This window comes from Alcaligenes sp. GW821-FHT11D07, assembly GCF_058808495.1.
The window spans coordinates 551304-566388 of the sequence record NZ_JBXART010000003.1; the positions used below are offsets into that span (position 1 = coordinate 551304).

Sequence of the window (15085 nt, forward strand, 5' to 3'; positions counted from 1 at the left end):
GAGGATTCTTTCACACTGATACTACTCTCATGACTCTTCGATCTGGATTCGCTTTTTCTCGCACAAAGCCATGCACTTTCAATAAGGAGTGCCTACACCCAACTGGTATATCCAAGACAACTCGGTCATCCGGTCCATACCACTGAGCTACCACCCTCTTCCCGTCAGCCATCAAATAATACGCATACTCAACCTCACCGGAAAAGTGCACGGGATTAGCTCTGCAAATCGCATAGACAGAATGTTCTCTACGCCATGCTAGCACTCCCACAGGCTCGTGCTCCGATGGCAAAAAGCTCACAGCATGTTCAGCCATACATTTGCAGTCGTCCAACGAAACGCGCGTTCCATCGATCTCAAAAGAGTCTTGATTGATACTGAGCACAGGACGCTGCGATTTTCTGGAAAACACCCACCAGACCGCTATATTCTCAGGGGCTACAACGCTCGGACACACCGTTTGCTGCCCACGGGAGCCGGGCAATCGCTGCAGATCTCGCAGACCCAGCGCCATCTGCGGGCTCATGACATGCAACTGATCACTAGGACTTTCCTCGGACTGCAAACTCATCCCCCCAGAGGACATCCCCCAAAATAAGGAAGGATGCCCGTGCCAATACCAGCCCAACCTCGAAGGAGCATCCGATTGAACGAAATCACACACAACAACATGCTGGTCCCGAACCAGCCAAATAGCACGCCACACCCGTAGCGCCTTAGCCTCAGCGGGGTAGCACTCAGTCAAGTCCAAGATGACAAACTTAACCTGCAACGAGGAGTTAGGGAGACATTGAAGTATTTGTTTACCCTTTTTAAAACTCTGCCCTACTCCATTAATTACGGGAGAGTTATGCGCTGTATATCCAACCGTAAACTCCCGCTCTGAGCTTTCTGCATACTGTTGGTAGCCAGGATCATCAATCCACCACCTTTTACTCATCCCTAGAACTAGGGAACCATTGTCACGCTGTATGTGCCCCATAGAAGAACGGTTAAGTCCGACAGCCACAGCTAAGCCATCTACCTCATAGCCAGAGCGCAGCATCACGACATAATTAGCGCTCTCATCATTTAGCAGAGCCCTCGTATTGCCTTTCATCGCCTTCGTATCTGCCAGAACCCGCAAAGCATCAGTTCTAAATCGTTTAAAATCGCATAAAGATAATGCCCAAGCTAAAGCGGGGTGAGGTTGAAATCTTTGCAATTTAGCAATAGCTGACCATACAAACGACATATGAAATGGCTCCACATCTCCAATCGGAGCCGTATTCATCATGTCACCCGGAGCAGAAAGTGAAATTGCTTGATAGCAGATTTTATATAGCTCGGGATGATTTAAAAAATTCCTCTGCACAATAGAGGGCTGCTCTTTCAACCAGTCCAGAAAAAAATCAAGAACATACCCATCATAAGAAACGCCTTCCGTGTGACCATGCACCCTTGAATCCAGAACGGCTTGAAATAAAATATTTACTTTTTTATTTAAATCAGAAGAAGTAGGATGTTTAACAGCAGTCGCAGCAAGAGCAAGCATAACGGTGCCAATCACAGCAATATTATGCAAATACCGATCAAAGTTCGGTTGCAGTAAAATATCCTCAGGTTTTTCTATAGACCCATATTCCGCCTGATAAATCGGAAGCCCAATAGAAACCGCCCGATCCAGTCCGACAATCAATTTAGAACGAAAATCATCATTTATATAATTACAGTTATTTAATACCGAACTTAAAATACGCACAATATGAGAAAATTTTAAATCCAGCTTAGAAGAATAACGATAATCTGGCAAAGCAATTAATGCGTCGATATCCCGCTCAAGAAAATCAAAACAATCCTCAAAATCAAGAAAGGAAAATATTCTATCCTCTAAGACCCAAAGAGCCCAAATTTCATAAGGATAAGACGGTTGAAAATTCCTAATTTTTAAAAAATCATCTTTTCCTAAGGAAACAAAAGGTATATCAAAAGCTACTTTTCTTCTTATTCTATAAAAATCTACAAATAATTTTTTTTTATTTTTGTTTGTTTGCGCCCTATCTTTTATCGACAAAAAAAAGTCATTCACAATAATTTCGCCAAAAAATTAGTTCTTAAATATAATTTCAGTAATCACCTCAGAAACACTTGCAGCGTATTCGATAACTAGAACGTCTATTTCGAATTTATTATTATAACTCTTACTAGCCCAACCAAATCCAGCCTCTTCGCCCCGTCTTATGGAAATAGAATTGTAGTTATTTTGTGGTTTTAAAATAGCCAATAAATTTTCATTTTTCTTCAGAAAAACAATACCATCTTCAAAATTAGCTTTTACATCTTTTCCAAAATGAAATCTAACCTCAGAATTTGATGAAGTTTGATTATGAACAATATCATGAAGAGATAATCCACATTCCGGCTTATACAACAAACTTCTTGAAAATGAAAAATCTTCTGATTTCCTCACAGAGCCTGAGAGCCGATAAAAATCCTCTCCGAGCTCAATAGGGTCAATGCTAGCAGCGCCCAAAGAAATATCTTTAGGGAGAAAAACACGGTCACTCAAGCCAATAACATTATGGGCTTTATCTGAGACAAAATAATCACGCCAAGCACCATACTCGTATGTATATTTACCAGGATCAGTAATCAACTCCTGGCCTCTTAAGAAGACCACGAAAGAAAGATGATCTGCATGAGCATGAACATAGCTGCTGTTCGTCGCATGAAAAAGAAGAGAAAAACTATCTAAAATATCAATACGCGGATGCGTCCTAACAGCGACATAGCCAGAAGGACTAAGATCCTTGTGTACATGTTTAACTCTTGACTCAACAAGATCAAATGGACCTGCACTTTTTATAGGCCTCCCCTCCCCCTCAGAGTCACCTACTGAATAGTAATTACCATCAATACCTGTTAGCCAACCAGTAATAGCCGAACCGTCACGAATAATATTATTTATTTTCTCATCTAAACCAGGAAAAACCCCACACCTCATTCTGGATAATAACTCTACATTGTAGCCGTGATAAAAAGGCGAGTTTTCAGTATTGACCGAATATTTATCAAAACTAAGTGAGATAAGATTTTCCAATATAGAACTGCAATAACCCAAAAGCTCTTTATCTTGGCCTATAGATAAAGATAAAATCCTCAATCCCATTACCTGATATAAGGCATGATTACCAGCTGTAATATTTTTCTCACAGGACAGATTATCTATATGCTCAGCTGCCAAATCATTCAATAAAAGCAGGCTGTCGTCATCAAGAGGCAGGATATTTTTTTTATAAAGCTCTAAAAAAAAACCTAATATAATAGATCTAAGACCTACCGCCATATCGTACCAAAGAAATTGGCTTTTTTTATCTTCTGATTTTTTGTAAGATTGCCAATCTTTCACATACCCAATTGCCTCAATTAAATATGAAGCATCAGAACTTGACAAAAACTTACTAAACAATGGATTTAAAAACCGCCAAGAATGCAGAGTAAATTCCACATTTCTATCAGGATATCTCCATTTAAAGGGCAACGCTAATTTAATGGGCTTAACACCCGGGCGAGGAATAAACCCTTTTATCTTTAATTGCTCATAATCACCACCGAGTATAAGCCTATACTTTAATTTTATCTCTTTTAATATTGCCTCATCAATATTCATCATTATCCACCACCCTATTTATTTAAATTATTTTTTCTTTTATAGAAAAATTTGAATTTTTTACAACCTGAATAGCACTTTCTGTCTTAACCAAAACCAACCCAGCCAATGACCTGTTAGAAACAATTTTTTTATATAAATAATTCTCCAATGTCTCCCCTACCAAACCGGCGTCTCTCAGCAACTCTATATTTCTTTTTATTCTCCGCAACACGTAGTCACCCACTACTCTATTTTCAACAGGCGTATTTATATCCTGAGTAATACTACGCCTTTCCCTCAACCTGTTTCCGTAAACTGCTCCTCCAACAGACTCTGCCATCATACTTAACCCAATCTCTGGACCAGAAGCGGTCACTTCTCGCCCCCACCATCCCGACTGATAATCAAACATATTTAAATCAGGTCGACATTCGTTGATAATATCAAATATTATCTTTCCGTTTTTTTTCAAATTTAAATCTATTTTATTTGCGGCCCAATAAAATTCAGGCTGAACCAACGGTAGGCAAATAAACCTGCCATTTTTTGCCGCCCTTCTCTGAATACCAAAATGCCTATTATTCCTACGCAACAAATATCTATTATTCAATATCTCTTCAATATTATTCCCAGGGATTTTCTTCATGTCATATACAAAATAATCCATCGCCGTCATGAATCTAGAATCCCTAGGCAGTCCTTTCACCAACAATCTGAAAATCTTTGATAAATCAGTCTCAATAGATTGAGAAATATTTTCAAACTTAACCTTCCCATCTGCAATACGAAGCAAACGGTCATAAAGCTCTGATTTTCTTAAAACCTCACCCCCTCCCCCCATAATATCGAGATAACAATTAGCACCACCTCCCTTTATATAACTTGAAGAGGGGTAAAAATATGCAAAATAGTTATTTGAATTATGGGACATCCAATGATCTAAAGAGTCATCATAGCTACAATAAACTCTCTCTCTAAAATCCGAGCCAGCTGGCGTAATCTTATAAAAATTTCCAATAAAACTAGCTATATTAAAATCAACTTCTACTGTCTTTCTAGCCTCTTGATTTTCTATTAAGGCAGGATTTTTTGAAGCCAAAGAAAGCTCTTTATGGCCCATTGCCGCCAAATAAATCGCAAGACAGGTCCTTGAATCTTTGCCACCAGACATAGAAATCAAGTTTTGACTCGCATCAATATTATTTGATATATTTTTTATTTTAGAAACGGCTCTTTCTATACCTATTTCTAGTAGATCCTTATAACTCGATCCTCCACCCACAAAAAGCATTGATTTTTTATTTTCTCGTATAACAACCTCGTTTCTGCCAACTATAATTGACTCACCAACTCCCAATGTTTTTATAGAACTACAGCTAGTATCATCCGAATAGGGATGATTAAAAAACAAATCACAAGACCCTAAGGTTGGAAGGAGAAAATTCGAGTCTAAACTCAAACTCGCCTTATTTTTCCTCAAAAAATAAGTCAAATAATCAAATCTATTACTAATTGCGAATATACCCGCACTATTGTTTGCAGGAAGAGTATAAAAAAGTCTGTAAAAACCCAAAAAATCAGTATTGATCTTTACTTCTTGATTCTCTTTATTAAAAACCAACTTAACCCATGCACCCTCGGATTGATCCTCGATTAAATCTTCGAAATCACTCTCATCAGAATCAATCTTGAAATCAGACAAACGATCTATACGAATTGATTTTCCATTTACCAACCCATCTGCAAATAGCAAATTTTCTTTTCGAGTAGAAAAACTAAAAAATTCGTGAAAAGAAAATAAATCTTTTAGTGGCTTTGATATTAAAAAACCATCTAGCTCCATAAAACCATGATTCATCTAATTTTCCATCAAATCCATTTCTTGATTAATCATATTTTTAGATTCGCTTTGAGAGCGCACTCGTTTCTGTGCATTCCAAGACAAACGTGAGAACTGTTCTGGCGTATGATACAAATCTTCAATTGCTACCGCCAAGCCTACCGCATCCTCACTAGACACAAGAGCACCGCATTCTGAATCAACAAACTCGGGCACCGCTGAAACCGCGTTTGTAACCGGCACCAATCCTGAGGCCATCGCTTCATCCCGAGACACTCCTTGCGAATCACAGCGTGTTGGCACCAGAAATACTCCATATTTCTTATGTAATTTCGCGATCTCAGACTGGGTCAAAAACCCTCTCTCTATATGGACATTAGGAAACTCAGCTAAAGGAGCTACAGTTTCTTCAAATAGCTCTCCATCACCAATAAAGTGAAACCGCAAATCTTGAAAAAAGGGTTTTTCACTCAAATATTGCACAGCTTTCACGCTAAGATCATTCGCATAGGCACGCGCTGTATATGGCCGGATAGACAACACATACTTGCGCTGCTCAACATCCTTCTCCTGATAGGAGAACATCGAAGTATCAATAGCGTTGTGGATAATGCTGTACTTGTCTTTAGAGAGGTTGACCCCAAGGTCGGAGAACACTTCTTCAGCAAAGTACTGAGACACAAACACCATATGTAGATTTGGATGTGGAGCCCTAAAGATATCGCGCCAGAATGCGTTGCGTTGCTCCCCCAGTTTTTTCCGACGGGTAATCTCAGATTCCGCAAGTCCCTCGAACTCAAACTGACGACGTTCCCAAGCCTGGATCTCAGACCCATGTGCCCAAACAGTAACTCGGACAGTGTCCAAATACTTCTGCAGCACGCGCCACATATTGCTGTCAAGAATATGCACCAGCACATGGCGGATCTGGCCTGTGGCCAACGTGGCATCAAGCAGATCGGCATCACCATTTGCCACATCGATCCCTTCAAACTCACGATAGCCCGCAGGATCTTTACTGATCCGAAAAACATCTACCACCCGCCCTTCACGCTTGTAAGCCCGAATCCGGCTGTGTAGGAAGCCATATCTATACAAGTCATCATAGGCAGGATATTGCTTGGTCAAGACAAGATAAGGGGATCGACAAATAATGGCGGCAGGTCGTTCCGCATTGCTCCCCAAAACTAGTCGTTCAATCAATACATCACCGCCTCCCTCAATGCGCAAGCCAAAACGAATCTGAGTACAATGCGCGGGAATAGCAAGCGCATGTTTATCACCTACATGATTCATCTGATGAGAAATTTTCTTACCGTCTTTATCCTGAAACTCGAAAACGGTCTTAACAGCCAAATTGCCCTCGCAGCTAAGCTCAAACTGGCTATTAAGTAACAGATTCATTTCCTTCCGCGTTTTGACCTGTTTGGCATACAGATAAACGAACTGCCCCGGCTTCAACGTCGACACTATGCGCAGGCGATTGTCACTCACACCAAGGCTTAACCCCTCACGCGCCGCCAGCATCGTGCGCAACTCTACCGCACTGATTTGAGGAAGATTGCTGTTATCACCACTTGGCCAATAAGACGCAGCGGGCAAACATGCCGATGTCGCTGCCAGATGTTCGGCAAATGACACACCTTGATCAGCTACAGGCAGGTCATCGACCTGCGCATGTAATTCCACCGGTAAAGCTGCTCCATTTTCGATGTAGTTGAACTCATCAACCGCCAGGGCCCCTTTCAAAGCAAAGATAAACTGCCCTGGTCGAGCCAACATCTTGTCCAGCCACCCCTGTGGCAGTGCTGACAAGCGGGCGATACCCCTACGTGCACTAACTGAATCCACATAACGATACTGGCCGCTGGGAGACTCCAATACAAGCTCACCGTCGTTGACCTTGTAATGGGTGGACTTACCAAACGCAGGTGCATTGCTATAGGTACTGGCCAATGCTAGATCAGTCAGATAATGCTTGCCATAGTAATCATCATGGCTCCATACGCCTATCAACGTTTCTGAGTCCACAGTACGAAGATGCTTACGCAAATCATCCGCGCTTGCATGCAGAGTGCAATCGGAGAGGTCGATGCCTTCCATTGGTAGGCCACACACAATATGCAGCTGCTTGCAGGAATAAGCCTGCTGTCGAAAAGCCTCCACCAGGCTCAGCACTTCTGCTTGCGTCGATGCTGCCGCGACCAGAACAACAGGTGGCAATAAAGGTGAGTAAACAGTATTCGTCAACTTGGCACGTATATAGGCCAAACGGTGCGAATAGGTATGTTCCCCCATAACTTTACGCAGACCCAGCAGGCGAGTCTTACGATAAACGGCATCATCCTGTACTACATCCTGCAACCAACGTGTCAAAGTCTCGGGCTGATCTGATGACGCGACCAAATCACCAAATAACAAACGAACACCACGTGAAAAATTCGACACTACCACCGTATTCGAAGCCAACAATTCAAACACTCTTCGAGCAAACATCGTCTGTGACTGCTTGATCGTGTTCATATTGATGCCGTAGCGGTAGCCCTTATAGGCTTTATCAATTTCGGCAAATGGAAGCTTACCCAGAATCATGGGCTTGTATTCGTCAGGGAAGGTGTAATGCGGATGCGGGTTATCCGCATTCCGATCGTAGATCTCGACCGGACGCAAATCCTTGACGGCGTTGATTAACGCAGAAAAGTCACGCTGACGCTCTGGATAACGAAGATAGTAAGAACCCGCGAAATTAAAGGCATCTTTACGATCAAAAATCTCGATTGGATTATGCGTTTTGGGCTGTGCCGCAAAAGGCAAAAAATAGACCTTTTCATGGCCAACCTGAGCCTTGTATTTGGGCACACAGTCGATATCTGTCGTAAACACATAATCCACTTGCTTGGCTAAAGGGATAAAGGTGCCAAAGTGGACTGGATCCTCTTTATTCCAAAACAATGTAGGCACGCCATTACGCTTGCACCAATCGATACACGCATTAATTTCCGGACCATTCGTACTAACCTTCAGCTTCCAGAGCTGTTCAAATCCCTGCCAGGCTGACTCAATAAAAAGTAAATGTGGCTTGAACTTCTCTAACTGCTCAATGCAATGCTCTGGGTGCAATTGCAGCAGTTCACACTCGGGATCGTAGGAATGAAAAGTGAACTCATCCATCACTCCTGCTACACGCAGTTGCTTTGCTGGTAGGCTGGCCAATTCGCCATATGCTCCAGCCCCCCCTAAACGTGACTGACATAAAGCCATGTTGGCGGCAAAAAACTGGTGCCCTAACCGCTCTCCCAGTTCCTTATAGATACCCATTGCCTGCGCATAATCCCCATCTCGAAATGCCTGCGCAGCACTACTTACTTTTGATTGCAACATATCAGCCTTTCTGCTTCCCTAGCGCTTATTCCGCAAACAAACCCACAACATCGATGCACTGAGCATGCTTGCGGATTTCAGCAATTTGCTCGACGAACGGACGATGTTTGACAAGAACGCAGACGACATCAGCATCTGCAATTGCACTGCCCAAAGCCGACAGTTCAATGCCAGTACCTTGCAACTTGATTGGCAGGTCTTGAATATTCGGTTCTACGGCATGCACTTTGCAGCCTAGGCTGGCAATCTTCTTCGCGACACCAACTGCAGGGCTTTCACGCAGATCATCGATATCGGGCTTGAATGCCAGCCCCAAGCATGCAACCTTAATGTCAGCCATACATGCATCAGGGCGCAACGACACCACACCCGCAATAGCTGCTTTAACCTTCTCTACAACCCACTCAGGTTTGTAGTCATTGATCTCGCGCGCCAAGCGAACAATACGAGCTTCTTCTGGGGTCTTATCAACGATGAACCAAGGGTCCACTGCGATGCAGTGTCCACCGACCCCAGCACCGGGCTGCAAAATATTAACGCGTGGGTGACGATTAGCCAGGCTGATCAATTCCCACACATTAATATTCAAGCGATCGCAAATTAGGGACAGCTCGTTGGCAAACGCAATATTCACATCACGGAAGCTGTTTTCGGTAAGCTTGCACATTTCAGCAGTACGAGCGTTAGTCGGTACTAGATCGCCTTCGACAAAGATCCGATACAGCTCAATGGCCATATCCGTTGCTTTTTGGGTCATACCCCCAATGACTCGATCATTGCTGACCAACTCATGAACCACACGACCAGGCAAGACACGCTCTGGACAATAGGCAACCTGAATATCAGCTTCCTCACCTGCCTGCTGAGGAAAACTCAAATCTGGGCGAGCCTCTGCTAGCCACTGAGCCATTTGCTCTGTCGTACCGACGGGCGAGGTGGACTCCAAAATTACCAAATTGCCTTTGACCAGTACGGGCGCAATGGCTTGCGCAGCCTGCTCGATATAGCTCAGATCTGGTTTATTGCCTTCCAAAAACGGAGTAGGCACTGCAATCAAAAAAGCATCAGCCGCCTCAGGCTTTAAGGTGGCGCGCAAATAACCACCATGCACCGCGGCTTGCACCAACATATCCAGCTCAGGTTCAACAATGTGGATCCTGCCTTGATTGATCGTGTCGACCGCGTGGGGGTTCACATCAACGCCAATCACCGTCTTACGGCGGGAGGCAAATAATGTTGCGGTAGGCAGGCCGATATAGCCCAAGCCGATCATGGATAGAGTTTCAAACATGCTGATTTTCCGAATCAATAGATCAAAGTTTTTAAAATTTCACTAATGCGAGTGGCGGCTTTACCGTCGCCATAGGGGTTGTGCGCCCGCGCCATACGCTCGTACTCAGCAGCGTTATCCAGCAACTGCGTCGCAGCGCTGACAATGGCTTGTGTCTCAGTCCCTACTAGCCGCACTGTTCCTGCGTCCACGGCTTCGGGGCGCTCGGTGGTGTCTCGCATCACCAATACTGGTTTGCCCAAAGAAGGCGCTTCTTCCTGAATACCCCCAGAGTCCGTTACCAAAAGATCACAACGATCCATCAGGTAAACAAAGGGCAAATAATCCAGTGGCTCGATCAAATGAACATCGGAAACGTCAGATAAGATTCGACGTACTGGTTCCTGAACATTTGGATTCAAGTGCACGGGATACACCACCTGCACATCGCCACGGGAGGCAATCTGGCGCAAAGCCAGGCAGATGTTTTCAAAGCCAGAACCAAAATTCTCACGACGATGCCCCGTCACCAGAACTAGGCGTTTGGCTGGATTAATAAAAGAGAACTGCTCTTCAAAACGACGACGCAATTCCGGATCTTGACGCACGCGCCCTGCCACATCCAACAACGCATCAATCACTGTGTTGCCAGTTATGTGCACGGTCTTGGGATCCACACCCTCATGCAAGAGGTGCGCCTGAGATTGCTCGGTCGGAGCGAAATGCACATCAGCCAATACACCAGCCTGACGACGGTTCATTTCCTCAGGCCAAGGCGAGTACTTGTTGTGAGTACGCAAGCCAGCTTCAACATGCCCCACCTTTATCTTTGAGTAATACGCCGATAAAGCGGCGGCCATTGTGGTGGTCGTGTCACCATGTACCAGAATCATGTCAGGTTGCCACTGCTTGTAGACATCGCGCATACCCAACAGTACGTTGCTAGTAATGTCGTACAAATCCTGGCCTGGCTTCATCAGATTCAAGTCAAAATCAGGCTTGATAGAAAAAATATCCAAAACCTGATCCAGCATCTGGCGGTGCTGACCCGTCACGCAAACACGTGCATCAAACGCAGAATCGGCAGCCAAGGCCTTGACCACCGGAGCCATTTTGATAGCTTCCGGTCGTGTGCCAAATACAGTCAAAATCTTCATAAAATTACTTTTAATCTTTAGGGTAAACAGTTAGTAAACAGGCATCTTTTTCGAGCTTGTATTCAGTGCATGTGCCGGTGCGTCCTAATGCCTCTATCTCTGCCAGCCAGTGTTGAACCACTTGCTTTTCATCCTCGCGGATATAGTCGTCCATCAGAAAATCAATATGGGCATTGGGGAAATGAGCGACCAACAAAGGACCAGCTGGATATCTAGCTTGAGTGCCCGTGGAAGCGGGAGGGCCATCCACGATCACCAAAATGCGTTTACGAGAGGCTTGTCTTTGCTTGGCAAGTTTCACCAACGCACTTCGGCAGCTGTAATACGGATAAATCTGACCATCTGCCGACTGCCAGTCCTCAAGCGGTGCCAGCATCAGATGTACAGCTTTCTCTAACCCTGCTTGCTGGACATGGGCCAAGGTTTGCTCGTAGTACGATTCCAGGTGCTCGAAGGACAAGAACTGGGTCTGACGAGAGCCATCACGCTCAGCTATCAAGGTCAATGTCTTAGCCACAATAACTGTGGACATTCCAGACCCAAACTCAATCACAAGATCATAAGGCTTTAGAACCAATTGCTGCATCAAACATAATGCAAAGTCGGCGGATACCGGCCAGCTATGCGCCTCACTATTAAATGCAGGTAACACACCAGTCGCAAAATACTCTTGCATGCCTACAAATGACTGCAATTGGCGCACAGCATTAGCACTATTATTCTTAACCGCTGTTTCGAGATGGCGACGGACTCGTACTAAATCGTCAGATTGCTTTTTTAACAATTCCTCAATCAGGCTTGGTGCTATAACCTCATGAGCCACCAAAGCCTGAACTTGAGCACTCAATCGCTCAAGCAAGTCTGTTTCTCGTGCCGCTTGGGCTGACAACAATTGCTGCAACTCAAGCTGACGAGCCTCCAGAGCCGCCTTATCCTTTTCTAGCCTCAGCAGCTCTCTAGCCTGTTGTAACAACTCCCCTTGGCGCTGTGCGCCGAAGGCAACATGCTCATCACGAGTTTGCAAAGCCTTACTTATTTGAGACTGCAAAGCACGCTCTTCATTTACATGTTGTGCAATGAGTGCAGCCTGTTCATCTCTAGCCGCCATCAACGTTTTCACTTGGGATATCAGGGACTCTGCTTGTGCTTGCGCACCTTGTAATTGATCCTGCAATTCCTCGCGCTCTGCGACTGATGCCTTTAACTGATCTGATAAGGAGTTACTTTCCTCGCGATTTCGTTCAGCAAGAATAAGCAACTCATCATGAGCCAGAGTCAAAGCCTGGAGCTTCGACAATACGACCTTTTTGTCCTCCAAACTTATCTGGAACTCCGCCTTCAGTTCTTCGCATTGCTGGACGATCTCTGCCAAGCCGCCCTGCACAGTGACACATTGTTCAAACCACTGCCCAGCTTGCGTCTCTTTTTCACTCAGGACTTGCCCCAGCCGCTTGAGGTCTGCCTGTAAACCTAAATATTGTCCCTGACTTTGTGACCTCAGCAAGGACTCCTGCTCAAACTCGAACCTTAGGCTCTCCTCCTGTTTGAACAAGGTTTGTATATGCGCCTGCGCCTGCAGGACAAGTTGATGCTGTTGGTCTCGCCCCTGTTTACTAACTTCTAAATCCGTTTCCAACTGCTGGACTTGTGCCTGCAAGTCCCCTACAACCACGCGATGCTCTTCTTTCTCTTGAGCCAAACGCTGCGCTTCACGTCGGGCAGCAAATAATTCTTCGCGCTGCTGCTCAAGAGAGGTCACAGCCGCATCCCGAGATTGCGCCAGCTCTTCCCATTGACGTTGAAGCTTCGCATGCTGCTCTTGGACTCCAAATACAGCGTGTACTTGATCAACACGAAACTCTTGCGCCTGTTTCAACAATCGATCTCGTTGACGAGTTTCTGAGTCCGTAAACGAAACATCCTCTGGCAACAAAGACAATAGAGCCTCTGCCTCTAGCAGATCACCTGATTCGTGCAAACGAAACGCCAACCATTTTTGCCTAAATCCCCGCGGTTCCAAGGCAAAAGCACGACGCGCTAAAAAGGCGACCAATGTTGGCTCCGCCTCCATGTAGGTTCGTGCTACCGCAGTCCACGCACTAGCTTGCACACTATTTGCGACTGAGACCTGACTAAACAGGGAATCCACCTGCTGATCCCCCCCTTGCTGGTAGGCCTGAATAACCTTGTCGAAGGATTTTCCACCCAGTTCCACCGGAGATTGTGTCCGACGATTCTGACGCCATGCTTGGCGTAATTTTCCAGGCAGAGCAAGCAAAGAGCTCGTGGTCTGCACCCCCTTGATTAAAATATCGCCAAGCTGACTGGCTAAGGCATATTGGGTCCTTAACTCATGTAACTGGGCTTGTACCTTAAGTACATACTCAAGCCGAATCAATTCTGCCTGCGCCCCTACAAACCGGCTATCAACAGGGGCCACTTGGATGACAGGCGGGGGCAAAGCGCCCGTGGCCCGTGGGCTATCGTGCAAACGCGCTAGCTCTTCTTGCACGACCTGCAACTGATCAAACAATAAATGGCTTTCCTCTTCCCAACGCTTCACGCGTTCGGATGCCGACTCATCGTGACCTAGCTCAAGTGGCGTAACAGGTGACATAGACATTGAATGGCTTTCCTATATTTCTTATCAGTCCACATGATCCAACACAATGCTCTTGAGCAGTTTCAGAATCCCTGCCAGGATTAATGCCAACAGCAAGGTCACCAATGTGTTGTAAAGACGTCGCGGCTCCATCGGATACTCAGGCAAAGTCGCGGATTGCAACACTGACACTTTCTCCAACATGCGTGTTGCATCAATACGCCCTTTTTCCAGGGCGCTTAAAGAAGATTTATAAAGTTCCTGCGTGAACTGAACATTCATCTCCAAGCGATAAAACTCTTCGACATACGTGTTCAAAGTCCCGCCCGATGGCGTTGCCAACTTGAGTTTTTCTGCTTTAATTTGCGCGTCCACAGCTCTTAAAGACTGCTTAAGCATCAGGATATTGGGATGATCTCGGTCCAGAGATTTAGGCAATGAAGCCAGCTGCGTCTGCAATTGAGCACGCTGTCCTTCCAGGGCTGCCACAATGGCATTGATGCTTTCCGCAGTAGCTTGGGGCGAAAGCAGACCGGCCTTGTTTTGATAATTCAACAAGTCCTGACTGGCTTTCTGGAAACGGTCCTGGGCCTGGTCCACCTGCGTTACCAAGAAATCCACTTGCACCTGAGCCATTTCATGGCCCAGCACGTTCATGTAACGCTCGCCTTCCTGAACTAACTGTTGAGTAATAGCCTGCGCCATTTCTGGGTTATAGGCTTGGACCTTAATGCGCAATACCCCAGAAAAGTCATCGAACTCCACCTCTACCCGACGGAGATAATGACGGTGGAACCACTCTAGCGAGGCATCTTGAAACCACATCCGCGAAACCAGATCATGATCAGAGGAGCTGTAATGCGTACGTAAATCCAGGGATTCATCAAGCTTCTTGAGCATATCCACGGATAACAAGTAATCACGCAACAGCAGTTGATTCGCGCGGTCAGCGGAGGCTACACCAGATACCAGCATCCCTAGATCAAAAGAGGGGGATCCTACCGAATCTGTCTTTCGGATAATGACGTTGGCCTCGGAGACATATCGATTCGATGCAAAGATCAACCAATATGCTGTTGTCAAAACAGCCAGGATCAAAATCACACTGACCGCATGATCAAACAAGCGCAATGAAAACCACGAGCGAAGACGAGCTCCAAAAGCAGGTTTCTGTGAAATGGTCGTATCGGAAGCAACACTAGCC

The 15085-nt window shown here is 45.3% G+C and carries 8 protein-coding genes; all 8 read right to left on the reverse strand.

All coding sequences use genetic code 11. The annotated features are described in order from the left end of the window. Positions 1 to 10 precede the first annotated feature (10 nt). The 8 genes from AC1RSM_RS15550 to AC1RSM_RS15585 are packed head-to-tail and all read right to left on the reverse strand — an operon-like array spanning position 11 to position 14856. Entirely contained in the window at positions 11 to 2068 is a 2058-nt protein-coding gene (locus AC1RSM_RS15550) for a heparinase II/III domain-containing protein (protein WP_492933450.1), read from the reverse strand. An 18-nt stretch (positions 2069 to 2086) separates the two neighbouring features. Then, entirely contained in the window at positions 2087 to 3652 is a 1566-nt protein-coding gene (locus tag AC1RSM_RS15555; RefSeq protein WP_492933451.1) for a heparinase II/III domain-containing protein, read from the reverse strand. A 19-nt stretch (positions 3653 to 3671) separates the two neighbouring features. After that, on the reverse strand, positions 3672 to 5489 hold the full coding sequence (locus tag AC1RSM_RS15560) for a hypothetical protein (protein ID WP_492933452.1): 1818 nt from the start codon (positions 5487 to 5489) through the stop codon (positions 3672 to 3674). Continuing rightward, positions 5490 to 8852 (reverse strand): glycosyltransferase family protein, encoded by a 3363-nt coding sequence (locus AC1RSM_RS15565; RefSeq protein ID WP_492933453.1) that lies wholly within the window; start codon positions 8850 to 8852, stop codon positions 5490 to 5492. A 25-nt stretch (positions 8853 to 8877) separates the two neighbouring features. After that, positions 8878 to 10143, reverse strand: a complete 1266-nt coding sequence (wecC, locus tag AC1RSM_RS15570) for a UDP-N-acetyl-D-mannosamine dehydrogenase (protein WP_492933454.1) — start codon at positions 10141 to 10143, stop codon at positions 8878 to 8880. 14 nt (positions 10144 to 10157) lie between these two features. Then, the gene (gene wecB, locus AC1RSM_RS15575) at positions 10158 to 11279 is read right to left on the reverse strand and encodes a non-hydrolyzing UDP-N-acetylglucosamine 2-epimerase (protein WP_492933455.1); all 1122 of its coding nucleotides are present in this window, start codon (positions 11277 to 11279) and stop codon (positions 10158 to 10160) included. Between the two features lie 10 nt (positions 11280 to 11289). Next, positions 11290 to 13902: a hypothetical protein gene (locus tag AC1RSM_RS15580; RefSeq protein ID WP_492933456.1), complete on the reverse strand. Its 2613-nt coding sequence runs from the start codon at positions 13900 to 13902 to the stop codon at positions 11290 to 11292. A 24-nt stretch (positions 13903 to 13926) separates the two neighbouring features. After that, positions 13927 to 14856 carry a KpsE/RkpR family capsule polysaccharide export protein gene (locus tag AC1RSM_RS15585; RefSeq protein WP_492933457.1) on the reverse strand — a complete coding sequence of 310 codons (930 nt, stop codon included), beginning with the start codon at positions 14854 to 14856 and terminating at the stop codon, positions 13927 to 13929. Positions 14857 to 15085 lie beyond the last annotated feature (229 nt).

Coding starts and splice junctions, on each gene's coding strand:
- AC1RSM_RS15555 (WP_492933451.1), bottom strand. CDS start 3,652: ATGATGAATATTGATGAGGCAATATTAAAAGAGATAAAATTAAAGTAT.
- AC1RSM_RS15560 (WP_492933452.1), bottom strand. CDS start 5,489: ATGAATCATGGTTTTATGGAGCTAGATGGTTTTTTAATATCAAAGCCA.
- AC1RSM_RS15565 (WP_492933453.1), bottom strand. CDS start 8,852: ATGTTGCAATCAAAAGTAAGTAGTGCTGCGCAGGCATTTCGAGATGGG.
- wecC (WP_492933454.1), bottom strand. CDS start 10,143: ATGTTTGAAACTCTATCCATGATCGGCTTGGGCTATATCGGCCTGCCT.
- wecB (WP_492933455.1), bottom strand. CDS start 11,279: ATGAAGATTTTGACTGTATTTGGCACACGACCGGAAGCTATCAAAATG.
- AC1RSM_RS15580 (WP_492933456.1), bottom strand. CDS start 13,902: ATGTCTATGTCACCTGTTACGCCACTTGAGCTAGGTCACGATGAGTCG.
- AC1RSM_RS15585 (WP_492933457.1), bottom strand. CDS start 14,856: ATGCTGGTATCTGGTGTAGCCTCCGCTGACCGCGCGAATCAACTGCTG.